The following is a 24888-nucleotide window of genomic DNA, read 5'->3' as shown; positions in this document are numbered from 1 at the left end:
GAAAATTATTTATAAGTTTAACGAACTGAAAAACAAAAACTTCATATATGAAAAAACATTTATTTTATCCTGCATTATGGGGAATTCTTACACTATCTGTTTTTATATTCCTGTCGTACAGATAGTACCACAACGGAACAAACAGTAGCTTCAAAAGAGAAAATCGTTGCTTTTGAGAGATTTGAAAGACAAAATAATATAATTCAACCAATTGCAGGAGCAAATCAAACTACAACCCCTCAAAAGTATATAAGCTATGCTAAACCTTTTGCAGAGATTATAGCTAATTTTATACAAAATCATCCCGATTATGCAAAATGGATGGATGAATCTGTGGGAGTAATACGGTTGGATGTAGCTTCTCAAACTTTTGGAGAAGATAAAAAAGCTATAATATTTCCTGTAACAGATGGAAATGGAAAAGTAACATCAGCTTGGTATGGTATTATTAATGAAGAAAGAAGCTATGTTAATTTCTCCTACATGAATGATAATTCTGCTAAACTGGCTGACATTAAAAAAGTTTTTCAGAACTACTATGATAAAAAGAATAAAGGCAGTCTATCTTCTGGAGCAATAGCATCAATATCAAAACAAATAAATCCTGTAGCACTAAAAAATGGTAATGAACAAAAGCCTATAGACATTGAAGAAGTAGTGATAACAAAAAAGAATCCAACAACTCCTCCTCCTGATCAATGGGTTCCTAAATACCCTGATGAACCTTCTGGAGGTGGTGGAGCAGGAAGTAGTGGTCCGGGAACTGGTATGAGTGGTGGTTCTAGTACATATGGAGGTAGCATGGCAATGCCCCCTCCTCCTAAAAATCCTATAAATGATTTAAAAAAATATTTGGAATGTTTAGATTCAAGACAACCAGCAAATATTAAAGTATATGCTAATACTACTGGAATGATAGGACATGCTTTTATATCTATTCAACAAGGATTTAACATTAGGACCTTTGGATTTTATCCAGAACAGAGCTTTCCTCAAAATGTTGATGGACCAGGAATCATGGGTGATAATAGTGGAGATCATTATGATGCAGTATTGAATATGGGGTCAGTCTCTCCAGAACAATTACAACATATACTTAGAAAAGCTTCGGAATATAATGATCGAGCATATAGTTTGTATTATAGTAATTGTGCTAACTTTGCTATGGATGTGATGCAAATTATTAAACCTTCTATACAGGAATCTAAATGGGAGAAACCAGGTACTGTTCAAGATCAAATAGAAAAAAATGGAGGAGCGAAGCAAAGTGGCGAAGGACCTGTAACACATGTAAATTGTAATTAATATTATTTATTATGAAAAATATTTTAGCTTTAATCTCAATCATTTCTTTTTTATTAATACCTGGGTTGCATTATGATAGTCTACCTACAGTTTTTTTCTATGTAGTAGATGTTGTATCCTCTTTATTTATGGAAAGTCCCAAAATAAGTATAGTAATGCAATTGATATTAATTATATGCCTAGTCGGATCTTTTATTGTTTTCTTATCTGAAAAGAAAAATAGATACCTGAAAATATTTTGTTTTGCAGTCCTTATGATATTTGCTGTTTATTTTTCTCATGTATGGGATGGCTCACATATTACAACTTGGTTTGTTGTAGATATTTTAGTATTTATAATAAGTTCGTTACTTATAATAAGTAAAGACTTTAAAAAAGAATTACAAAAAGTAAATGTTCATTAAAACTTCATAAACCCCGATTAACCTCGGGGTTTTTCTTTTCCTTACGGTATTCCGTAAAATTTCAAAAATGTTTCTATATACTTTTGAATAGTATTATAAATTCCCAGAAGATTCTTGTCTAGGAATGTGATTTGGTTGGTTCTGAGAAATCGGGGCCTTTTTTATTTAAAAATAGATTGTAAATAATATTTTCGGGGGTACTTTCGGGGGTAAAAATGAAAAACCGCCCTGTTTATCGGGCGGCTTGTAGCCCCATGAGGAATCGAACCTCAACCTAAAGAACCGGAATCTTTAATTCTATCCATTAAACTATGGGGCCTCCCTTATTCGGATTGCAAAATAAGTACTTATTACGGGAATTTGCAATTATTTTCCTTAAAATTCCAGCTTGATTCCGCCAAGTACCTGAGCTCCCATTACTTTGTAGCCTAAATAGTTCTGATAAGATGTTCCGGTTAGGTTATTCCCCATTACAAAAACGCTGATGTTCTTATGTAATTTGTATTCTGCAGAAAGGTTAAGATCTACATATCCGGATACCTTTCTGTCATTTGTTTCAGTAGTTGCATACTGGTTATTGGTACCTAATGGCTGTACATCGAAAGCATTCGCTTTTCTGTCAGTTACAAAAATACCTTTAAAACCAAGGTTTAACTTTTTGTTCAGCATAGAATACTTCGCCCCTAATGTTGTTTGTACAACAGGCTTATAAAATGCATTGTTAAAGTTTTTAAGTGAATAACTCATGTATTTTAATTCCCCTGTAAAGTTTAAGTTTTCCAATGGAAAATATTGAGCATTGATGGTAACTTCACTTAGATTTCCGTTATCATATACAGTGTTAAAAGTATTCAGATAATCGTAAGCATTTCTTTGGGCGGAAGGATCTGTAGAGAACAAGTTATTCGATTTGTAGAATAACATATCATTCAGCTTGCTGTAACCTGCGTTAATGTCATATTTAAAGTTCTGCTCGATATCACCCTTAATACCGAAATAAATATGGTATTTGGTCTCTGTCGGACGAAGCTGAAGATCTGATACCAGGAATGGATTGTCATGTAGCAAATCTGTATAAGTATTTAGTTTAATACCACCATCTACCCCAGCATAAAACTTAACTTCATCTTTTGGTGCAATTAAGATCTCAGCAGTCGGGAACCAATAAAATTTATTATTTCTGGTTCTATCCGTTGTTGCAGTCTGATATTTGGATGTAAGCGATGTAAAACGCGATCCGATTTTCAAATAGTGATTCCCTTTAAAGAAAGTAACTTCAGGTGTAAAGTTTGCCACAAAATGAGTTGACTCATTTTTATTCAGAATATCAAACTGTGTATTTACACCTTGTATCCCGACGCCTAAATCGGCATTCATGTTAATACCGTCAGATGAACTGATGGTAAGATCGTGTTTTGCAAAATTCACCAATGCATCATAGAAATTCTCTTTAGCATTAAAGTGATCTTTGGTAAATGCCGTTTTTACACGGATATCATTCAGATAATTATTAGCATAAAAATCATAATAAGCATTAACACCAAATTTGGTATAGCTTTGCTTAAGGTCTGCATTGTTAGTTGGTTGAATAACATCCTGGTAATTTCCGTAGTAGTTGTAGTTGTTTAGTTCGATACCTGCATCTACATTCAACTTTCCTACTTCACCGTATGAATTTAAGAATACGTTTGCTTCAGTATTCTGTTGTTTAGAATCCCAGTTATAGTACTTTTTTAATCCGCTTGTAGATATATGATGTACATCTGCACCAACCTCCAGATTAGGCTGTATTTCTCCGGAAACATTTCCGTCTACAAGAAATTTACCATAGTTACCATATCCCAATTGGAAATAGTTACGGTTATAGCCTGTATTGAATTTAGGAGAGATATCTTCACCTTTAATAGTAGAAGTTTTGAAATCTGAAATCAAAGGAATATTAGTTACCTGATATTTCAGAGAGTCCTTCCCTTTTGGCGGGAAGTTTTTTTCTGTAGGAACAGAAGTTTTCTTTTTCTCAATTTTCTTTACTTCAGGCTCACGCTTACGATTAAGAACCAGTTTTTCTTCTTTAATCTGTGCATGGGCAGTTTGTACTCCTGCTACTCCTAAAACACCGATAACTGCTATATATTGAATATGTTTTTTCATTCGTATATTTTTATTTTCCGCATTTAGCGGATCATCGCTGCATTAATTTAAAAACTTACTTTTTGATTTGAGATTTCACCTGTTTAGCTTCTGTTACTACATCCGGGAAATCTTTATAATTAGCAATAATCTGATCTACTGTATAAGATGCCTGGTATTTATCTCCTAGTGCCAAATAATTCTTAGCCATTAATACCAAAGATTTAGCTCCCCAGTACTCTTCAGAAGCATAATTATTGGAAAGCTTAAAGATCGTCTCGTTAGAAGACTTAAACGCTTTTCCTTTGTTCTGATAATAAGCTTTTGCATATAGCGCTTCTGCAGCAACCTCCGGGTTAGCAGATTTTTCAAGAGCAGTATAAGCTTTTCTAGCTTCAGAATCATTACCACGCTTCATAGAACTTCTGGCTTTGATAATCTGAGCCTGCTCTTTTACTGAAGGAGAATTTTTAGTATTGGCTAAAACCTGATCTGCATATTTTTCTGCCTGGCTAAAGTCTTCTGCATCTACAGCAATCTTCATCATTTCTGTAACAGCATAGTTCTTGATGCCGGCATTGGATGAATTCACAAGATTTTGAAGATACTTCTTAGCTTCGGCAGGATTGTTTTGTGCAATGTACAACTGAGCTAATCTTACCTGTGCATCTTCCTGATATTCGTTTTGAGTATTTGCAACCTCATTAAGAACAACAACAGCTTTTGTATTATTCTTAGTCTGGTAATAGCTTTCTCCTAGTTCGTATTGTGCCTGATACAGCTTCTCACCTGTCGGACGCTGAGTCAGGTATTTTTCATAATAAGTAATAGCTCCTTTGTAATCTTTATTAGCATAAAGTTTCTGTGCTGTAGAAAGGTTAATCTCATCCAGCTCACCACTGCTTATTTTAACACCCAGAGATGAAGCAAAACTTTGGTAGCCTGCTGTATCTCCGTTTTTAAGATATACGGTCTTAGCTGCAGCTACTACTTTGTCAGCATAAGCTGTCCCTTTGTAAGTATTTCCTAAACTTTTAAATTCAGCAATAGCTTTGTCTGCCTGTCCCAGATCTGCATAGTTCTGCGCTCTGTAGATGGAAGCATTTGCAACAAGATCTTTATCCGGAGAAGTCTTGATTACCTGATTAAAGTAGTCATTCGCCTCAGCATACCTTTCGTCAGATGCATAAGCTACACCGATTTCATATTGAGCATCGTCTGTATATTCACTGTTCTTATAAGTGGAAATAAGTTTCTTCAGAGCAGTAATTTTAGCTTCAGAGTCCCCTTTAAATCCTAAAGACATTGCCTTTTGGAATTGGGTATAATCTGTGCCATCTGCATTTTGATCATAAATAGCAATAGCATCATTCAGCTCGTTGTTTGCGTAATGTGTATCGGCTAAACGAAGCTCGGCATCGTTTTTAAACTCAGCTTTAGGATTTTGCAGATACAACTTAAAGTATTTCTGAGCATCCTCAAATTTTTTGTTCTTAAAGTATGCATATGCCAAATCATATGGCAATTGTTGCTTTTCTTCGAAGTTTACACCAGAGTTATATAGCTTCTGCAAAGTTTCTGTTGCCGAACCATAATCCCCCATTTGGTATTGACTCTGCCCCATCCAGTATTGTGCACGGGCATTGAAGTCTTTGTTGTAGTTGTACTTCAGTGAATATTCAAAAAGCGTTTCAGCTTCAGTAAAGTTTCCTTTATTAAATTCTTCAGTACCTAATAAGAAAGCTGCTTCCTGCTCAATTTTAGCAGTTTCTGCAGACTGGCTTCCCAACTTTTTAATCGCAGAAAGTGTCTCTTTATAGTTGCCGGAATACAGGTAAGACTTTACCAAAAGACCTTTCATCTCCTGAGAATTTCCTGCATTCGGATATTTAGCTAAATAATTCTGAATAACCTGAGAATTGGATTCAAACGGGTTACCGATATCATAACCCAGTTTAGCATATTGCTCGTAAGCCAATTGTTGAACTCTGGAATCATAGTTCATTTGTGAAGCCGAGCGGAATGCTGATAACGCCTCACGTTTCTTTCCTACTTCCAAATATGCATTTCCTAGCTGGTAATATGCATTTTGTGCCAAAGCAGACTGAGAACTGATTAGCTGATTGTAATAACTAACCGCTTCATCATAACGCTTCATCTGTGCCGCTACGAATCCCATTTCGTAAAGATCACTTTCCGAAGGAACACTTTTGCTGTTCAGGTAAGTTTTCAGATAAGGATATGCAGCAGCATAATCCTTTTTCATAAAGTAAGACTCTCCAATAATCTTATTTACTTCTGCAGTATAGTCTTTGGAAATATTCTCATTCAGTAATGATTTCCCTTCTTCTATAGCTTTGTCATAATTCTTTTGATTGAAATATAACTGTACATAGTAAGGCCGGATGGTTTGTGCATACTTCGGATTATCCTTTATAGTATCGAAATACTGGAATGCTTTTTCAGTATTGCCTTCAGCATATTGTAAATGCCCAAGCATATAGGCTACATCCTTTTTACCATCATCATTAGCATTGGCATAAGCTTCATCCAATGCTTCGATAGCTCCCTTAGTATCACCTGTCATAAATTTGGCATAACCCAGTTTCAGGATATACTGTGTATTTTCCTCTTTGCTCAGGTTATACTGATTTACTTTCTTCAGGCTTTCCAAAGCTTTTGGAAAATCCTTTTTTGCCAGATAATAATCTGCTAAAGGACCATTCGCCAATGCAAAATAAGCACTCTTCGGATACTTTTTTGTAAAAGCTTCCAATCCTTCTTCAGAATGATTCTGATTCAGAATTACGCCTATAATATTATCATAGAAAAGGGATGCCTCTTTCTTGGCTCCCTCCGGATTCTGATAAAAATATTGGCGTGCAAATTCGTATTGTGCTGCTTTATAGATTTTATTCTGGTAAAGCTTCTCTGCTAAGGATGTTCTGTACTCTTCTCTATTCTTAAAGAAGGCCGATTGTTGGGCGAATGCAGGAGTTACTGCACCAAAAAGCCCGGCGTAAATGAGAATGTTTTTAGGACTCATTAATAAAAAGTAGGTGTTAAACGTCTTTTTCTACAACGATAAACCAATAAGATTTATTGTAGTAGTGGTATATTTCGGGTAAAAGTACTAAAAACTTAGTGATTGCCATAAACCGTAGTTGTTAAAAAAAGCATAAATTAACTTTATAAAATTGAGTCTGAATAATTTGTAATTTTAGCTGTATCAAAAATTAAGTGTAATAAAAATGCAGCATCATGAAACAAAGTACCGGCATTGCCAATCGATTACGTGAAGTGCTTCTCAACGGACATTGGATAGCCAATACCAACTGTAAAGAACAATTACAACTGATTACCTGGCAGCAAGCTATCCATAAGATTGGAAATCTGAATACCATTGCAGCACTTACCTTTCATCTTAATTATTATCTTTCAGGAGTTTTGCAGGCTTTTAATACAGGAAAACTTGAAATAAAAGATCAGTATAGTTTTGATCTGCCTCCTGTAGAAAATGAAGCAGACTGGCAGAAGCTTACAGATGATTTTATGAGAAATGCAGAAATGTTTGCTGCCAAAGTGGAAGAAATATCTGATGAACAATTACAGGAAGCCTTTATAGATGAAAAGTATGGTACTAACCTTAGAAATATTGAAGGAATGATTGAACATTGTTATTATCATTTGGGGCAGATATCTCTTATCAGAAAGCTTATTACAAACATTTAATTCAGTCTTACTTTACCTAATCTTTATTTAAAATAGCATCTGCTACTCTGCCATTGATTTCCAGATATTTTCTTTCCGGGAATTAACATTATGTTAATTTTTATTAAAGCTTTATTATATTTTATTTTATTTTTGTGCTTCTCAACTATAAAGTCCAACTTATGAAGCAACTTTTCAGAAGGAAAAATATAATCGACCTGGCGTCGAAAAAAGATGGTGAAGATCCATCTGGTCTAAAAAGAATCCTTAGCGTAAGGGACTTAACATTTTTCGGAATCGCAGCCATTATTGGTGCCGGAATATTCAGTACCATAGGCCGGGCTTCTTATGACGGTGGTCCTGCAGTAAGCTTACTATTTCTAATGGTTGCTGTAGCTTGTATTTTTACAGCGCTGTGTTATGCACAATTCTCATCTATGATTCCTGTAAGTGGAAGTGCCTATACTTATGCTTATGCTTCTCTGGGTGAAATTTTTGCCTGGGTTATTGGCTGGGCACTTATTCTGGAATATGCTGTATCGAACATGGTAGTCGCTATTTCCTGGTCCGAATATTTCACTTCTATGCTTCAGGGATTTGGTATAAAGTGGCCCGATTGGCTGGCAATAGATGCAGGTTCTGCATCACGTGCTTACGAGCAGGTTTTACATGCTAAAGTCGGAGAACACCTGCCAAGTAATATTATTGCTGCAGCCAAAACATATGAAACAGCTCCTGTTATTGGAAATTTACATATCCTTTTCGATTTGCCTGCAGGTTTAATTACTGTATTAATTACTGCATTGGTGTTTGTAGGGATTAAAGAATCCAAAAATGTAAGCAATGGTCTTGTAATCCTAAAACTAGGTATTATTGCCTTAGTTATAGTTGCAGGTGCTTTCTTTGTAAAGCCAGAAAACTGGTCTCCTTTTGCTCCAAATGGTGTGGGCGGAATTCTAAAAGGTGTAGCAGCAGTTTTCTTTGCTTTTATTGGTTTCGACTCAATATCCACCACTGCCGAAGAATGTAAAAATCCACAACGCGATATGCCAAGAGCAATGATCTATTCACTGGTAGTTTGTACTGTTTTATATATCATTATATCTCTTGTTCTTACAGGAATGGTGAACTATAAAGAATTGCGTGTAGATGATCCTTTAGCCTTTGTTTTTGGGAAAGTAGGAATGAATTTTATTGCAGGCGTAATCTCTGTAAGTGCTGTTATCGCAATTACCAGTGCTCTTCTTGTATATCAGATCGGACAGCCAAGAATCTGGATGACAATGAGCCGTGATGGTCTTCTAGGAAAGAAATTCGGAAAAATTCACCCTAAATACAAAACACCTAGCTACTCTACTATTATCACCGGTATTTTGGTTGGGCTTCCGGCTATGTTCCTGGATATGCAGTTTGTGGTAGACTTAACCAGTGTAGGTACATTCTTTGCCTTTATTATGGTATGTTCCGGAATCCTATATCTGGATTACAAAGGATACAGCAAAACTGCTAAATTCAAGATCCCATACATTAATGGTAAATATCTGATAGGAATCTTATTGATAGCAACAGGTATCATTGTATATAATAAGTTTGGCATTGCCCAGATTAAAGAGTCTATTGCAGAGAAGCCCTTGCTTGTTATTTTCATAGCGGTATGGGCAGGTCTTGCTATAGCTGCTCTTAAATACAAATTTTCATTAATCCCTATACTTGGTATTTTATTCAATCTGTATCTAATGACAGAACTTGGCTTGTCCAACTGGACAATGTTCCTGATCTGGCTAGCAATAGGATTGGTAATCTACTTTACTTACGGATATAAAAATAGTAAACTGAATAAAAAATATGAGCAGTTGGTTTAACTACAGGTTTCACGATGAAGAAGGAAATGTTGTATTCCTTCGTGGTAAAGAAAACATTGATGAACACATTGCTTCCGGAAAATATTCTCAGCGTTTAGAGATTGCTTACCGTTTCAGAGGAAATGATAGAACAAATCTACCGGACGAAACTATGCTCGGTAAACTGGATAATCTTGAGCATAAATTTGAAAAGGAATTTGCGAAGGATGGCAAAGCTATTTTAGCCCTATCCTTTACCGGTAAAAACAGAAGAGTATGGTATGTATACACTTCCGATGTACACAGTGCAATTGTTGCCATTAATATGGCTGCTAATGTAGAAACAGAGCTGGATATCATACATGATACAGATGAGAATTGGGAGTTTTATAAAAATTTTTATTCAAAAAAATAGCAGAAAGTATTTTTTATATCAAAAAAATATTTACATTTGCTCCGATAAAATATTAACTGCTCCAAAGCAGATTTATAATACATATGAAATTTAATACTAATAATACTAACTGGTGGTGGCTTTCCAAATCTATGTCGGATCTGGACGCTTCCTCTATGTATTATAATTAGGATAAATAATATTAGAAAAGAGTTTAAGACTTCGGCATATTGTGTCGAAGTCTTTTTTTTAACCATACTTACAATATTAAACCATGAATTTTAACCAAAACATTAACATTACAACCAAACATAAAAATTATCTGAGCGACCTGTATACGCCTATAGGAATCTATCTTCGTCTTCGCGACCGTTACCGCGATACGATTCTGTTAGAGAGTGCCGGAAACCAAAATACAAATAACAACTACTCTTTTATCTGTATAAATGCAATTTCCGGTATTGAGGTTAAAAGCCTTACAGAAATAGAAGTTAAATTCCCTAATCAGGCACCCGAAAAATACGAGTTAGGAAGTGAAAAACTCACACAGGTTTTACAGGAATTTTCTAATTGTTTTATTCCGGAAAAATCTGAGCATCCATTGGCAAATCTGGCACAGGGATTATATGGATACACCAGCTACGATGCTGTTCAATTCTTCGATACTGTCAAATTCAAGCCAGCTTCTCCGGAAACCGATATTCCGCTAATGCGTTACAGGTTATATCAATACGTAATCGCCATCAATCATTTCAATGATGAAATGACAATTTTCGAGAATAAAATCAAAGGTCTGGAATCTGATTTCTCTACTCTGGAAACCTTTATCAATCAAAAAAATGCGCCTGTATTTCCTTTTGAAACAAAAGATGAGGAGAAGTCCAACCTTACTGATGAAGAAATGGCTGAATTAGTAGAAATGGCTAAAAAGCATGCGATGAGAGGCGATACTTTCCAGATGGTACTCAGCCGCAGATTCGAGCAACAGTTTTCAGGAGATGAATTCAATGTCTACAGAGCGTTGCGAAATATCAACCCATCCCCTTACCTGTTTTATTTCGATTACGGAAGTTACAAAATCTTTGGTTCCAGTCCGGAAAGCCAGTTGATTATAAAAGATCAGAAAGCAATCATCCATCCAATCGCCGGAACATTTAAGCGTACCGGAAATGTAGAAACTGATCTGGCTTCAGCTGAAGCACTAAGAAAAGATCCAAAAGAAAATGCTGAGCATACAATGCTTGTAGACCTTGCAAGAAATGACCTTAGCATAATGGGTAAAAACACAACAGTATCCAAATTAAAAGAAATCCACTTCTTCTCTCATGTTATTCATATGGTAAGCGAAGTTACTGCAGACGTTGCTGTAGGAACAAATCCTTTTGAAATGATTGCTACAACATTCCCACAAGGAACACTAAGTGGTGCTCCAAAATATATGGCGATGGAACTTATTGATAAATATGAAAAAACTTCCAGAGGTTACTATGGTGGCTGTATCGGATTTGTAGGATTCGACGGAAGCTGTAATCAGGCTATTATGATCCGGACATTACTTAGTAAGAACAATACACTTTATTACCAGGCCGGAGCCGGAGTTGTTGCAAAATCCGATACTCAAAGTGAAGTGCAGGAAGTGAAAAACAAATTAAATGCTCTAAAATCTGCTTTAAAGAAAGCAAATAAAATGGTTAATTATTAATTGTTAATGCTTATGAAAGAAGATAATATCATTAAACAGAAAAGTTTTGATTTTGCGGTTCGAATCATAAAGCTTTATCAGTATTTATCAAGCGATAAAAAAGAATTTATTTTAAGCAAACAGATATTACGAAGCGGAACCAGTGTAGGTGCAATGATAAGAGAAGGTGAACATGCACAAAGTAAGTCAGACTTCATACATAAGCTATCTATCGCTCAAAAAGAAATTAATGAAACGATTTACTGGCTGGAATTATTTCAGGCTACTGATTATCTTTCAGCCCAAGAATTTGAAAGTATTAATGAAGATGCTGTTGAGATCATAAAATTGATAACAAGCATTATTAAAACCACAAAAAATAACATTAACAATTAACCATTGAGAATTAACAATTATGAAGATATTAGTTTTTGACAATTACGATAGTTTTACATATAACCTTGTACAGATCATTGAAAAAATAGTCGGACATTCTGTAGACGTAATCAGAAATAATCAAATCACACTTGCTGAAGTAGATCAGTATGACAAAATCATTCTTTCACCAGGACCAGGGGTTCCTTCTGAAGCAGGTATACTTCTGGATTTGATCAGAGAATATGCTCCAAAAAAAGAAATCTTTGGTGTATGCCTTGGTCAGCAAGCTATTGCAGAAGCATTTGGCGGAAGCCTTATTAACCTTTCAGAAATATACCATGGTGTGGCTACTGATGTACAGGTTATAAAAAACAACACATTACTGTTTAAAAATTTACCTGAAAACTTTGAAGCCGGAAGATACCACAGCTGGGCTGTAGCTAATGAAAACTTTCCTGAAGAATTGGAAATAACAGCCGTAGACGACAAAGGAATGATCATGGCGCTGCAGCACAAAAACTACAATGTTCACGCTGTACAGTTTCACCCCGAAAGTATCCTTACACCACAAGGTGAAACTATTCTTAGAAACTTTTTAAATGCTTAATAATCCATGAAACAGATATTACAATACCTTTTCGATCATCATACACTTTCACGAGCTGAGGCGAAAGCTATACTTAGTGAAATTGCACAAAACAAGTACAATGAAAACGAAGTCACTGCTTTTGTATCAGTATTTCTAATGAGGAATATTACACTTGCTGAATTAGAAGGTTTTCAGGAGGCATTATTACAATTAGCTGTTCCTGCAGATTTAGGAACTAATGATCTTGTTGATATCGTAGGTACAGGCGGAGACGGAAAAAACACCTTCAATATATCAACATTGGCCAGCTTCATTGTAGCCGGAACAGGACAAAAAGTAGCCAAACATGGTAATTATGGCGTTTCTTCTACAAGTGGGGCTTCAAATGTATTGGAAGAATTAGGTTATCAGTTTAAAAACAATGCTGAAGATCTGAAAAAGGATCTGGAAAAAGCCAACATCTGTTTTATCCACGCCCCACTCTTCCATCCGGCGTTGAAAGCCGTAGGACCACTTCGTAAAAACCTTGGGCTTCGTACATTCTTTAATATTCTTGGGCCATTGGTAAATCCGTCAAAACCAAAATATTCCATGATTGGTGTCTACAACCCGGAAATTGCACGTATATACCAATATTTACTTCAAAAACAAAAAGAGAAGTTTATGCTGGTACACGCTTTAGACGGATATGACGAGATTAGCCTTACACAGGATACTAAAATTTATTCTGAAAAAGGAGAAGAAATTTATTCTGCAGAAGATTTACATTTTAAAACGATCACGGCAGATAGTATATTCGGTGGTATAAGTAAGCAGGAAGCAGCAGAAATTTTCCTGAATATCTTAAAGGGTAATGGTTCTTACGAGCAGAATGCTGTTGTATTAGCCAATGCTGCAATGGCTTTAAAGAATACAGGTAAGTACGGAGACTACGATTCTTGTCTGACATTAAGCAGAGAAAGCTTGGAAAGTGGGAAAGCATTTAGAAGTTTGCAACTGTTGGTTAAGAGCTAAAACTCTTATACTATATAGAGTGAAATAACTAATGGTTAATAATTTAACTAACAACCAATAACTGACAACTAAAAAGATGAATATACTTGATAAAATTGTTACTCAAAAACAGCTGGAAGTAGCAGCATCTAAGAAACTTATTTCAATAGAAGAATTAAAAGACAACGCTTTCTTCTCACGTAAGACTTTATCATTAAAAGAAAGTGTAAAAAATAAAAGCGGCATTATTGCCGAATTTAAAAGGAAATCTCCTTCTAAAGGCATTATCAATGATATCCAAAATCCACTCTCTGTTGTCTCATCTTATGAAAAATATGGAGCAAGTGGTATTTCTATTCTTACAGATAGAGAATTCTTCGGAGGATCAAAAGAAGATATATTAGCCGTAAGAGAACATATTAACATCCCAATTCTCCGTAAAGATTTCATGATCGATACTTATCAGTTCTATGAAGCCAAAGCTATGGGAGCTGATGTAGTGCTCCTTATTGCAGCTTGTTTGTCTCCGGAGCAGGTTTCTGAATTTACAGCATTGGCGCATTCATTAAGCTTGGAAGTTCTTTTAGAAATTCATACTGAAGAGGAATTAAAACATTTCAATTCTGATATTGATCTTGTTGGTATTAATAATCGTAATCTAAAAGACTTTAAAGTAGATTTACAGCATTCTGTTAATCTTAAAAACCTTCTTCCAACAGAAACATTATCCGTTGCAGAAAGCGGAATTTACAATACCGAAGACTTCTTATTCTTAAAGGAGAAAGGTTTCGATGCTTTCCTGATGGGAGAATATTTTATGAAAGGAGAAAATCCCGGACAAAATTTCAAAGAATTTTCATCCAATGTAACTATGAAATAATATAACAGTGTAACTATGGGAAATCAAAACTATCAACCGAAACTTAAAGTATGTGGATTAGCACACCGCAGTCAGATTCAGGAATTACAGAAATCCGGAGTTGATTTTATTGGATTTATATTCTACCCAAAATCACCACGTTATGTTCTGAACCATTTGAATTTGGAACAAATATCAGAAATAAAGCATTTGGGAAAGGTTGGTGTTTTTGTAAATGAAGATGTTGCTATAGTCTCTGATATTGCTAAACAGGCACATTTGAATTACATACAGCTGCATGGTGACGAAAATATAGAATATATACTCAATCTGAAAAAGCTTCTTCCGGAAACACAGATTATTAAAGTATTTCGGATTGGTCAGGAGGTAAATACCGAAGTACTTAAATCTAAAATTTCAGAATTTGAGACTTACGCAGATTTGCTTCTCTTTGATACCGACTCAAAAGCTTATGGCGGAACCGGAGAGACATTTAACTGGTCGGTCCTGGATCACTTAGATTTACAAAAACCATATTTGCTAAGCGGAGGAATTTCTTCTGAAAATATAGCCTCAATAGAAAGCTTAAAAACAAAACCTTTTGCTTTGGACATCAACTCCAAATTTGAAAATAGTCCGGGAGACAAGAACTTAGACAAAATACAAGAATTTATACAACATATCCAACATTTATAAAAACTAAAAATGAAATACAAAAATCCTGATCAATACGGATATTATGGAGATTTCGGCGGAGCATTTATCCCTGAAATGCTTTATCCAAATGTAAAAGAATTGGAAGACAATTATCTGGATATTATCAATAGTGATGATTTCAGAAAAGAATATAATGCTCTGCTTAAAGATTATGTAGGGAGGGCTACTCCACTCTATTTTGCAAAGAATCTCAGCGATAAATACCAGACAAATATATATCTGAAGAGAGAGGATCTGAATCATACAGGTGCTCATAAGATTAATAATGCACTAGGACAAGCTCTGCTGGCAAAACGCTTGGGCAAAAACAGAATTATTGCAGAAACCGGAGCTGGCCAGCATGGTGTGGCTACCGCAACGGCTTGTGCTCTATTGGGACTGGAATGTATTGTTTATATGGGCGAAATAGACATTGCCCGCCAGGCTCCAAATGTTGCCCGAATGAAAATGCTTGGCGCAACTGTAATCCCTGCAACGTCCGGAAGCAAAACACTAAAAGATGCTGTAAACGAGGCTTTAAGAGACTGGATTAACAATGCTTCTACAACCCATTATATCATTGGCAGCGTTGTAGGTCCTCACCCTTTTCCGGATATGGTGGCAAGATTCCAGAGTATTATAAGTGAAGAAATAAGATTCCAACTGAAAGAACATATCGGACGCGAGAATCCTGATTACGTTATTGCTTGTGTAGGTGGTGGAAGTAATGCAGCAGGAACCTTTTATCATTTTGTAGATGAACCCGGTGTTGGTATTATTGCTGCAGAAGCTGGCGGCCTGGGTAAATATTCCGGTGAGAGCGCTGCAACTACCTTTTTGGGAACATTAGGAATTTTACACGGCAGTCAGAGTCTTGTAATGCAGACAGAAGACGGACAGGTTATAGAACCTTACAGCATCTCTGCAGGGCTGGATTATCCGGGTATTGGTCCATTTCATGCGCATTTATTCCAGGAAAAAAGAGCAGAGTTTTTTAGTATAAATGATGATGAAGCATTAAAATCTGCTTTTGAGCTTACCAGACTTGAAGGAATTATTCCTGCATTGGAATCTGCACATGCTTTAGCTGTATTGGACCAGAAAAAATTTGATAAAGAGGATGTTGTTGTAATATGCCTTAGTGGACGTGGTGATAAGGATATGGAAACTTATTTGAAGCATTTAGCTTAACTTTTAATCTCTAAACAATGAAAAAACTCAATATATATTTTACTGCCGGAATTCCTCAGCTGAATGACACAGCACAAATAATGAAGACTATTCAGTCTGCCGGTGCCGATATGATAGAAGTGGGAATCCCTTATAGTGATCCTGTTGCAGATGGTCCTGTTATTCAGAAATCCGATGAATTGGCTTTACAAAACGGAATGACCATTGCTAAGCTTTTTGAACAATTGAAGACCGTAAAAGATGAAATCAACATTCCGGTAATTCTTATGGGATATCTGAATCCTGTTTTAAAATTCGGTTTCGAAAAATTCTGCCAGGAATGTCAAATATCTGGTGTCTCCGGATTAATACTTCCCGATTTACCTCCTATAGAATTTGAAAAGAAATATCAAAAGATTTTGGAGCAATATGGTATCAATTTTACTTTTTTGGTGACTCCGGAAACTTCTGATGAAAGGATTCAGTATCTGGACAGCTTAAGTTCAGGATTTCTCTATGCCGTAAGCAGTTCTTCTACTACCGGTACCAATCAGGAGATCAATAATGATGATTATTTCAAACGACTGAAATCTTTAAATCTGAAAAATCAGGTTCTTATTGGTTTTAGTATTAAAAACAAAGCTGACTTCGATAAAGTTGCGCAGCATGCAGATGGTGCCATTATAGGCTCGGCTTTTGTGAAAATTCTTTTGGAGAATGAAAACTGGGAAAGTAAAGCTGCAGAATTTATCAAATCCATTAAATAAAAATACGTCTCAAAAACACACAAAATATATTTCAGCCACTTCTCAAAATATGAAGTGGCTGAAATTTTATCTATCATAGTCATCTGATTTTAATTAACTTAGTAGTAAATTCTATTATCATGGCCCAGAAAATAGATAACTATAAAGATTTTTATAATTTTTACCTTACTGAGCATAAAGATTATACCTGCAGAATATTACACTTTACAGGTACTGCATTAGTATTTATCCTATTGTTCTATTCGCTTTTTTCAGAGAAATATTACCTCCTTTGGTTTGTTCCCGTCGTTGGATATGGTTTCGCCTGGATTGGCCATGCATTTTTTGAAAAGAACAAACCGGCAACATTTACCTACCCTTTATGGAGCCTGATTTCAGATTTCAGACTCTTCTTTGAATTATTAATAAGCAAACAAAAATTTAAATGTTATCAGAACTAATCACGTCTGAATAACATTTCAAATAGTTAAACCACAGCAATGTAATTAAAAAATTCTGTAAGAATTCGGATGCTCTATTAGAACCAGAATATGGATTATATATGGACTAAAACTTCGAAATATATGTCGATTTATAGGATCTGAATCCTACTAATATAAAAGGCTGCTTTAAAAGCGGCCTTTTATTTTTATTATTTATTACTAATTATTCTCTTCCATAACATCCTGTAATGCCCGAAACAAATTAAGAGGATATTCAGCTAAACGATTACAAACATAGAGATACCACTCCTTTCCGTATACAAAATATAATTTGGTAGGATATCCTTCTTCTTTTAATTTGATTAACTGTTCAGTCTGTATACCATATAAGCTTTCAAATTCATAGGTTTCTTTTCCAGGTTTGTATTTATTGATAAGAGCTTTAGCCTCTTGCTGGATTTCATGGTGATGTGTAGCGATAGAACATAAATGTTGTTGAGAAAGCAATTGTTCAACATAATACAGATATTGATTGTCCAAAGCACTACCACGCGAAAGTGATAAATCTTTTTCTGTTTCAAATGCTCCTTTTACCATACGTATTCTTCCCTTCTCTTTAATGATATCTATAAAATCATCTTTTGTTCTATGGAGATATGCTTGCAGTGTTATCGACAAGTTAGAAAAATCTTTGGAAGCTTTTTTATACAATTCTAGTATTGCATCCGTCCGTTCAGTACCTTCTGCACTTACAATAACCTCCTTATCTCCAGCTGCTTTACAAATAGCTGAAATATTTTCAAAACACAAATCTTCTGAAATTGCGAGCCCTATGTGAGATAAATCCAGTGATATCGTAGAGTTTAAATTTTGGTTATGAATTGTCTGACAAATATTTATAAATTCATCTTTTGCTTCCAATGCTTCTTTTACAGTACGTGTGCTCTCTCCCATAAACTCTATAGAGCACTTAAATCCCATAGAATTTTCTTTGGTAACCTTATTGACCGTTTCAGATAAATTTTCACCACCAATGTATCGATTTGCAGCTTTTTTTAATACTTTGAATAATGATTCATTTTGTAATATATAAGCTTTTACATCTTCATTTAATGCTGCTTTTCGAAGTGATTGAGATCCTATTGCCAGTAATTCTTCCATATTCTATAATTATATACTACCGTTTTAAACTGTAATTACTTCTTTGTAAACATTCATTACCTCTTCAGCAATTTCTTTTTCATTAAACTTCTGAACAAACTGAAAAGAATATTCTGCTCTTCTTTTTCCTTCATCAGGATTTTCCCATAAGTGTAATACTTTAGATCTTATATCTTCTGTATTCGTTGGATTTACATAAAGACTATCCGGTCCTCCTGCTTCAGGAAGACAGCTTACATTACTTGTGATAACAGGTGTTTTAGAGAAAAGAGCTTCTATAACCGGAATACCAAAACCTTCATATAAACTAGGATAAATAAATATGTCTGTCAATTGATAGATCTGTGCCAGTTCAGTCATATTCACATTGGTAAGAAAATAGACCTGCCCTTCCATTTCATTCTGGCTTATGAATCTTCTGATTCTCTGGGAATATTTAGTTTCTTTTCCAACAACAACCAATGGAATATCGGTTCCTTTTATTGCTTTTACAACTGAAAATAAGTTTTTACGTTCCTCCACTGTTCCGACATTCAGAATAAAGCGTTCCGGCAGGTTAAATTTAGCCTTTACAATGGTAAATTCGTCTTCTGAAAAACTCTGCTTAAAAGCTTCGTGACATGTCTGATAAATTACTTTTATTTTGGATTCGGGAGTTTTAAAATACTCTATAATATCCTTCTTGGTCTGCTCGCTAATTGCAATAATAAGATCTGAATCTTTTGTTGCTCTCTTAAACTTCCATGTATGTATTTTACGGTCAAAAAAAGAATAGAACTGAGGATATTTGAGAAAGATAAGATCATGAATGGTTACAATCTTTTTTATCTTTTTATTATTCCATTTCATCGGCAGTTCACCGGATAAACCATGAAAAATATCACATCCTTCATTTTGGGCATCTTCTCCCATTTTCATCTGGCGGGCAAGATTACCCTTGCTTATTTTTTTGAAAATAACATTCCCGCGTTCCAAAAGGCTTTTGGTTCTTTCAGACGGATTTTTGGCAAACAATAAATATTCATTTTCCGGGAAATACTCAGCGAGTGTACGTACTAAATCACGTGAATAATTTCCGAGTCCCGATGTGTTATGAAAGAAGCGTTTCGCGTCGTAGCCTATCTTCATTTTTTAGTTATTTCTAAGAAGTCTTTAAAAGTACCAAATGTATATTGATTTTGCTTCAGCCATTGTACAAATTCATCGAATCGTTGTACCATTTTATCACCTGTATTTACAGATGTATAAGAAGGTAAAGCGTAGGCTTTTTTAGTAATATCCATAAATTCCCAAGGGTGAAAATAAATATTAAGATATCCATCCTTTTTTATAGCACGCTTTGCTAAGTATCTGTAAATATTCACAGGGAAATTATGAAATGACAGCCAGAATAAAGGTACTCTCCATGGCGAAACCGAAGCTGGAATTTGAAGTATATTTCCCTGCGGAAAATATCTTCTGCTAACTTTCAGGTTATTATATCTTCCCGGAAGCCATGTAGGATTGACTGACGAGTTATAAGTATAGCCAGCTTTCTCTACTTCTGCAGCATCTACTTCCATCATCCTTGGCATTCTAAGTCCGATAATATCAGTACCAAAGACTTCCTGAAGTCTTTCTCTGGATTTCTTCAAATCTTCAATTGAAAACGCTGAATGATACCAAGTATGCGATGCCAGTTCATGACCGTCTGAAAGCAGTTGCTCAATCAGGTCTTTATTATTTTCTGCAAAAACAACTGTTGAAAAGAAAGTTGCTTTGGCATTATGTTTTTTTAGAATGGCTAATATATTCTGTAATCCGTTTCTTGAAACTTGTAATTGCTCTTCAAACGGGATTGTTCCCTCATATTCCAGAGGCATGTCAAATTCTTCTATGTCAAAACTTAATAGAATCATTTAAAAATTTTTAGATCTTATAATAAATAGGGGTCTGTCTTTAACCTGTTTGAATACCTTTCCCAAATAAATACCTATAATACCCAACATTACTAACTGCAGCCCTCCAAAGAAGACTATTGTCATGATTAGGGATGCCCATCCGGATATTTCACTTCCATTCATAAATGAATAGATAACATAAGGCACATATAGTAGTGATAAAGCGGAAAAGAAAAAACCCAGGTAAGCAGCAAAATATAAAGGTTTTACACTAAAAGAGGTTACTCCCGTTAATGCCAGCTTAAACATTTTGTTTATGGTATACTGACTGATTCCGTTTTCACGATCAGCAGCAACAAATTTTATTCCTTTCTGTTTGTAACCTACCCATTTTACCAATCCACGTATAAAAAGATCAGACTCATGATTTTGTCTTATTTCTTCTATAACTTTTGCATCCAGTAATCTAAAATCTGCCCCCGCTCCCTTCTCTATAGTAAAATCAGACATTGAGGAGATTATTTTATAATAGATATCTGAAGTCAGCTTTTTGCTTAAAGAAATATTTTCATTATACCTTCTAATGGTATATACGATATCATGTCCGTTTTCCCACTCTTTAATAAGCTGCGGAATCAGCTCTGGTGGATGCTGCAGATCACCATCCATAGAGATCACAGCATTCCCATCAGCATTATCCAGTCCGGCTTTCAAAGCTGCCTGATGTCCGAAATTACGGGAAAGCTCTATATACCTTACCTCAGGATATTGAGCAGCAAGGTCTTCAAGAACCTGCTGGGTAGTATCTCTGCTACCATCATTAACAAAGATGATCTCATAAGTATAATCCTTTAATGAAGAAAATACAGCGGCGATACGCTCCCTCATTATAGGAACATTCTTTTCCTCATTATGAGCCGGTATTACAATATTAATTTTCTTCATTTTGTTGCAATTGATAGTTTTTATTAAAATCCTTTGTCAGTAGTTCATAAGTAATTCTAAACCATACAATGCAGCAAGGTAATGCCTTTAAAGAGTATTTTATGATGTAGTTTTGTTTCACATATTTAGGAAATAAATCTGACATGCTAAAACAGGTTAAAATCAAAACAAATAGCATCAGACTATTTACAAAAGTAGTTTTATCTTTCTGAATAAGATACCAGATCATAACTCCGGCAACTGCAATAATATATGTCGGAGATTCGGAACCGGAACTGAACAGTACAGTGAACAGTAAAGTTGAAGCTAATATCATCAGCTGAAAAGCCTGATTTTTATATTGTTTAATCCGAAGGTATGGCAAAGCAAATAATGGTAACCCAACAGCTATAAACCATAAATTGGATATATTGGCATCTCCCATAACTCTCCTTACAATCCCCATTAAGGATATGTCCTGCATGTTTCCCAGAACCTGATTATCATTATTTTTTTTCACCAGCTCAACATACCAATCGGTATAGGACTGCAGTCCAAAATGTACGGATGAATAAAGCATAGGAATAGCCAGAAATGCAGCAGTACCAATAATCAGTGTTACAATAAACCTCTTTTTATTCCTGACAAAGAAAAATGAACTAAGCCCTACTATACCATAAATTTTCACAAAAGTTCCTAAAAGGATAGCAATAGCCGACTGGCTTTCTTTTCTCTGATAAATAAAACAGGCCGACAGTATAATAAGCCCTGTTAATGCAACATTAAATTGAAAACTTACCATAGCAGTAATAAGCTCCTGAAAGCATAACCAGGCGAAAAAAGATTTCATTTTTTCAGAAAGTGGTAATTGCTTTACAGCGTAAATAAATAAACCTACATTGGCAATATTCCATAAAATCATTCCCAGCCAATCCGGTAAAATAGTAAACGGCGCAATAAGAGCACTGAATATTATCCCATAATGATTTTTGTCAGAATGAAAAAGTGGATATTCTAAATAAAGATTTTGTTGAAGGAGGGTATTTCTGAAAACATTTTTAAAGATCAGATAGTTGTTGTATTTAGACGGACCTCCCCTGTATTTGGCAATAGCAGAAAATACAGCAACCAAAATATAAATACTAAAAATATATTTCGGTTGCTCTATGAATTTTCCGTATTTAGACCAAAGTCTAAAAACAGTATTTCGTATCATGTAAAAGAAATCTATACAGCTACATTATGCTCTCTTAAAGCGTCGTTCAATGACGTCTTAAGATCTGTAGATTCTTTTCTTTTACCTATAATAAGGGCGCAAGGAACCTGGAATTCCCCAGCCGGAAATTTCTTTGTATAACTTCCCGGAATAACTACACTTCTCGCCGGAACCCGACCTTTTAATTCTACTGGTTCATCACCGGTAACATCGATAATTTTAGTAGACGCTGTTAGCACAACATTAGCACCTAACACAGCTTCTTTTTCTACATGAACTCCTTCTACAACAATACAACGGGAACCTACGAAACAGTCGTCTTCAATAATAACAGGAGCTGCTTGTAATGGCTCTAATACACCACCGATACCAACACCACCACTCAGGTGAACATTTTTACCAATCTGTGCACAGCTTCCTACTGTAGCCCATGTATCTACCATTGTACCACTATCTACGTAAGCACCGATATTTACATAAGAAGGCATCATAATAACACCCGGAGCAACAAAACTTCCGTGTCTTGCGATAGCATGAGGAACAACTCTTACACCTTTATCTGCGTAGTTTTTCTTTAACGGGATTTTATCATGGAATTCAAAAGGACCAACCTCAATAGTTGTCATCTTCTGAATAGGGAAATACATTACCACAGCTTTCTTCACCCACTCGTTTACCTGCCATCCGTTTTCAGTAGGTTCAGCTACACGCAGCTCTCCCAGATCCAACTGCATAATTACCTCACGAATGATTTCCTGGTTTTCTTTATCTTGTAGTAAATCTCTGTTATCCCAGATTTTCTCAATTGTCTCTTGCAAACTCATAATGCTTAGTATAGTTTTAGTGAATTTAAAGTGACAAATTTAATAAATTTATAAGACTCTTCTGGCACTTAAATAGGCTTTATTCCAATATTTTTCATTCAGTGAAGAGATCATCACCCCTTTGCTTGTAGAAGCATGAATGAAATTGACTTCTCCACCTGTAATTGTATGGACAATTCCAACGTGAGAAACCCGTGAGCCTCCGGAAGTTGCAAAAAATAAAAGATCTCCTGGAATTACATTTTTTATAGAAATTTCTCTGCCTTCACGAGACTGATCTTCGGATCTTCGCGGAAGGTTTACATCCTGACTGTCATATACCGTAGTAATAAATCCTGAGCAGTCCATTCCTGATCTGGTTACGCCACCAAATTTATAAGGTGTCCCCATATAATCTTCTGCAGTACGCAAAAGCTTGTCTACTTTTCGGGAATTACTTCCGCTGAAATTAGAGTTAAGATTTCTTAAGGCATAGTTCTTACCATAGTTTTTTCCACCCGTAGGTCTCTTGGTAACGACCTTGGAAGAAGAACATGAAATAATGAATAAAGAAAAAATACTGAGTAAGAATATCTTTTTTATCATAGACCTAAAATTAAGAAAAATATAGATTACATAGGATTATAACGTATTTTTTTGTGAAAAATTTTGTACACGTCCAAAAAAATATTTACTATTGCAACTGTATCGGGGGATTGGCGCAGTTGGCTAGCGCGCTACACTGGCAGTGTAGAGGTCATGGGTTCGAATCCCATATTCTCCACATTTAATTACAAACAGCTATAACTAAATTAGTTATAGCTGTTTTTTATTTTACGAACTTTACGATTTTTATTATAGCTATACTCCTTCTTTTATTGCGCTTTTATTGCGAGAAAAGCTTATTAATAGAACTATTCAATTAAAACTAATAATACATATTCAGTGAACTATGATGTTGTATTACTAGTTAATTCAAAATAAATATATCACTTCAATTAGAATTATAATTATATTTACAACTCAACCAAATAAATAAATATTATCATGAAAAAAATTCAGAAATCTGAGTTAAGAAAAATCAATGGTGGCCAAGCTTGTTATATGGCACTTTGTCCACAATGCACCAATAATGATGGACCATATTATGCATGCGTCCCAATAGGTTCGAGACCATTCGAAATATGTTGTCCATATGGATAATTAAAACAGCCCTATTTCTAGGGCTGTTTTTTATTTAGGTCTGTCCGATTTTGTTGGATCTATTGTTTCTGATGGATTCACCAAAACTGTTTTAGCCTCTGCAGTTTTAGCGGGTTGTGTTTTTTTTAGCTTAATTTTATTGGATATATTTTTAATTGATACAGATGCATCAGCAATAACTGAATTCTCATCTCTATCAGTTTTGCAGGCAATAGTAGTGCCTAATACAAAAATTGAAAAAATTAGTAGTTTTATGTTCATGTTTATACATTTTGATCGGACGTAAAAATACTAATTCCAATTATACAATTTATATTTAATTACAACTATTGCTGTTTCTTATATAAAAATAACCTTTATT

24 protein-coding genes and 2 tRNA genes are annotated in these 24888 nt (G+C 35.1%); 15 read left to right on the top strand and 11 right to left on the bottom strand.

The genetic code is table 11. From position 1 onward, the window contains the following. Positions 1 to 321: 321 nt before the first annotated feature. Together ATE49_RS13050 and ATE49_RS13045 are read left to right on the top strand one after the other, a co-directional pair. Entirely contained in the window at positions 322 to 1305 is a 984-nt protein-coding gene (locus tag ATE49_RS13050; RefSeq protein ID WP_065082551.1) for a hypothetical protein, read from the top strand. A gap of 11 nt (positions 1306 to 1316) precedes the next feature. Further along, positions 1317 to 1709 carry a hypothetical protein gene (locus tag ATE49_RS13045; protein ID WP_065082550.1) on the top strand — a complete coding sequence of 131 codons (393 nt, stop codon included), beginning with the start codon at positions 1317 to 1319 and terminating at the stop codon, positions 1707 to 1709. A 247-nt stretch (positions 1710 to 1956) separates the two neighbouring features. Here ATE49_RS13045 and ATE49_RS13040 read toward each other — a convergent pair. The 3 genes from ATE49_RS13040 to ATE49_RS13030 form a co-directional block, all read right to left on the bottom strand. Further along, positions 1957 to 2028 (bottom strand) — tRNA-Arg (locus ATE49_RS13040). A gap of 56 nt (positions 2029 to 2084) precedes the next feature. Next, entirely contained in the window at positions 2085 to 3860 is a 1776-nt protein-coding gene (locus tag ATE49_RS13035; RefSeq protein ID WP_065082549.1) for a porin family protein, read from the bottom strand. Between the two features lie 55 nt (positions 3861 to 3915). Next, a complete protein-coding gene (locus ATE49_RS13030) occupies positions 3916 to 6885 on the bottom strand; it encodes a tetratricopeptide repeat protein (RefSeq protein ID WP_065082548.1) in 2970 nt (989 codons plus the stop codon). 215 nt (positions 6886 to 7100) lie between these two features. Between ATE49_RS13030 and ATE49_RS13025 the strand changes: the two genes are divergently transcribed. From ATE49_RS13025 to ATE49_RS12965, 12 genes are all read left to right on the top strand, one after another. Continuing rightward, positions 7101 to 7571: a DinB family protein gene (locus tag ATE49_RS13025; RefSeq protein ID WP_065082547.1), complete on the top strand. Its 471-nt coding sequence runs from the start codon at positions 7101 to 7103 to the stop codon at positions 7569 to 7571. 161 nt (positions 7572 to 7732) lie between these two features. Then, complete coding sequence (locus tag ATE49_RS13020) at positions 7733 to 9412, top strand: amino acid permease (protein ID WP_078794969.1); 1680 nt, start codon at positions 7733 to 7735, stop codon at positions 9410 to 9412. Then, positions 9396 to 9806 carry a DUF695 domain-containing protein gene (locus ATE49_RS13015; protein ID WP_065082546.1) on the top strand — a complete coding sequence of 137 codons (411 nt, stop codon included), beginning with the start codon at positions 9396 to 9398 and terminating at the stop codon, positions 9804 to 9806. The genes ATE49_RS13020 and ATE49_RS13015 overlap by 17 nt, the downstream gene beginning before the upstream one ends. Before the next feature lie 253 nt (positions 9807 to 10059). Continuing rightward, entirely contained in the window at positions 10060 to 11487 is a 1428-nt protein-coding gene (locus ATE49_RS13005; protein WP_065082544.1) for an anthranilate synthase component I family protein, read from the top strand. Positions 11488 to 11493: 6 nt separating this feature from the next. Next, positions 11494 to 11862, top strand: a complete 369-nt coding sequence (locus ATE49_RS13000; protein WP_065082543.1) for a four helix bundle protein — start codon at positions 11494 to 11496, stop codon at positions 11860 to 11862. A gap of 19 nt (positions 11863 to 11881) precedes the next feature. Beyond that, complete coding sequence (locus ATE49_RS12995; RefSeq protein ID WP_065082542.1) at positions 11882 to 12451, top strand: anthranilate synthase component II; 570 nt, start codon at positions 11882 to 11884, stop codon at positions 12449 to 12451. A gap of 6 nt (positions 12452 to 12457) precedes the next feature. Beyond that, on the top strand, positions 12458 to 13447 hold the full coding sequence (trpD, locus tag ATE49_RS12990; RefSeq protein ID WP_065082541.1) for an anthranilate phosphoribosyltransferase: 990 nt from the start codon (positions 12458 to 12460) through the stop codon (positions 13445 to 13447). A gap of 76 nt (positions 13448 to 13523) precedes the next feature. Continuing rightward, entirely contained in the window at positions 13524 to 14306 is a 783-nt protein-coding gene (gene trpC / locus ATE49_RS12985) for an indole-3-glycerol phosphate synthase TrpC (RefSeq protein WP_065082540.1), read from the top strand. Between the two features lie 15 nt (positions 14307 to 14321). Continuing rightward, a complete protein-coding gene (locus ATE49_RS12980; RefSeq protein ID WP_065082539.1) occupies positions 14322 to 14981 on the top strand; it encodes a phosphoribosylanthranilate isomerase in 660 nt (219 codons plus the stop codon). A 9-nt stretch (positions 14982 to 14990) separates the two neighbouring features. Then, entirely contained in the window at positions 14991 to 16172 is a 1182-nt protein-coding gene (gene trpB, locus ATE49_RS12975; RefSeq protein ID WP_065082538.1) for a tryptophan synthase subunit beta, read from the top strand. 17 nt (positions 16173 to 16189) lie between these two features. Continuing rightward, positions 16190 to 16918: a tryptophan synthase subunit alpha gene (gene trpA, locus ATE49_RS12970; protein ID WP_065082537.1), complete on the top strand. Its 729-nt coding sequence runs from the start codon at positions 16190 to 16192 to the stop codon at positions 16916 to 16918. Between the two features lie 119 nt (positions 16919 to 17037). Then, entirely contained in the window at positions 17038 to 17358 is a 321-nt protein-coding gene (locus ATE49_RS12965) for a DUF962 domain-containing protein (protein WP_065082536.1), read from the top strand. A gap of 201 nt (positions 17359 to 17559) precedes the next feature. Here the strand turns inward: ATE49_RS12965 and ATE49_RS12960 are convergent, their stop codons facing one another. From ATE49_RS12960 to ATE49_RS12930, 7 genes are read right to left on the bottom strand one after another with little or no spacing between them, the layout of a single operon-like run. After that, complete coding sequence (locus ATE49_RS12960) at positions 17560 to 18501, bottom strand: proline dehydrogenase family protein (RefSeq protein WP_065082535.1); 942 nt, start codon at positions 18499 to 18501, stop codon at positions 17560 to 17562. A 24-nt stretch (positions 18502 to 18525) separates the two neighbouring features. After that, complete coding sequence (locus tag ATE49_RS12955; RefSeq protein WP_065082534.1) at positions 18526 to 19629, bottom strand: glycosyltransferase family 4 protein; 1104 nt, start codon at positions 19627 to 19629, stop codon at positions 18526 to 18528. Then, positions 19626 to 20399 carry a polysaccharide deacetylase family protein gene (locus tag ATE49_RS12950; RefSeq protein WP_065082533.1) on the bottom strand — a complete coding sequence of 258 codons (774 nt, stop codon included), beginning with the start codon at positions 20397 to 20399 and terminating at the stop codon, positions 19626 to 19628. Before ATE49_RS12950 ends, ATE49_RS12955 begins: the two co-directional genes overlap by 4 nt. Further along, the gene (locus ATE49_RS12945; protein ID WP_059154110.1) at positions 20400 to 21326 is read right to left on the bottom strand and encodes a glycosyltransferase family 2 protein; all 927 of its coding nucleotides are present in this window, start codon (positions 21324 to 21326) and stop codon (positions 20400 to 20402) included. Continuing rightward, positions 21313 to 22521 (bottom strand): glycosyltransferase family 87 protein, encoded by a 1209-nt coding sequence (locus tag ATE49_RS12940; RefSeq protein WP_065082532.1) that lies wholly within the window; start codon positions 22519 to 22521, stop codon positions 21313 to 21315. Before ATE49_RS12940 ends, ATE49_RS12945 begins: the two co-directional genes overlap by 14 nt. Before the next feature lie 11 nt (positions 22522 to 22532). Next, positions 22533 to 23345, bottom strand: coding sequence for a 2,3,4,5-tetrahydropyridine-2,6-dicarboxylate N-succinyltransferase (locus ATE49_RS12935; protein WP_035592102.1), 813 nt, complete (start codon positions 23343 to 23345; stop codon positions 22533 to 22535). Between the two features lie 48 nt (positions 23346 to 23393). After that, positions 23394 to 23930 (bottom strand): C40 family peptidase, encoded by a 537-nt coding sequence (locus ATE49_RS12930; protein ID WP_065082531.1) that lies wholly within the window; start codon positions 23928 to 23930, stop codon positions 23394 to 23396. A 104-nt stretch (positions 23931 to 24034) separates the two neighbouring features. Between ATE49_RS12930 and ATE49_RS12925 the strand changes: the two genes are divergently transcribed. Then, positions 24035 to 24108, top strand: a tRNA-Ala gene (locus tag ATE49_RS12925). 449 nt (positions 24109 to 24557) lie between these two features. Here the strand turns inward: ATE49_RS12925 and ATE49_RS12920 are convergent. Further along, the gene (locus ATE49_RS12920) at positions 24558 to 24788 is read right to left on the bottom strand and encodes a hypothetical protein (RefSeq protein ID WP_065082530.1); all 231 of its coding nucleotides are present in this window, start codon (positions 24786 to 24788) and stop codon (positions 24558 to 24560) included. Positions 24789 to 24888 lie beyond the last annotated feature (100 nt).

Source organism: Elizabethkingia miricola, from assembly GCF_001675285.1.
GTDB classification, from domain to species: Bacteria; Bacteroidota; Bacteroidia; order Flavobacteriales; family Weeksellaceae; genus Elizabethkingia; species Elizabethkingia miricola.
Note: the sequence above shows the minus strand (reverse complement) of the source record. Positions and strands in the feature narration are given on the sequence as shown.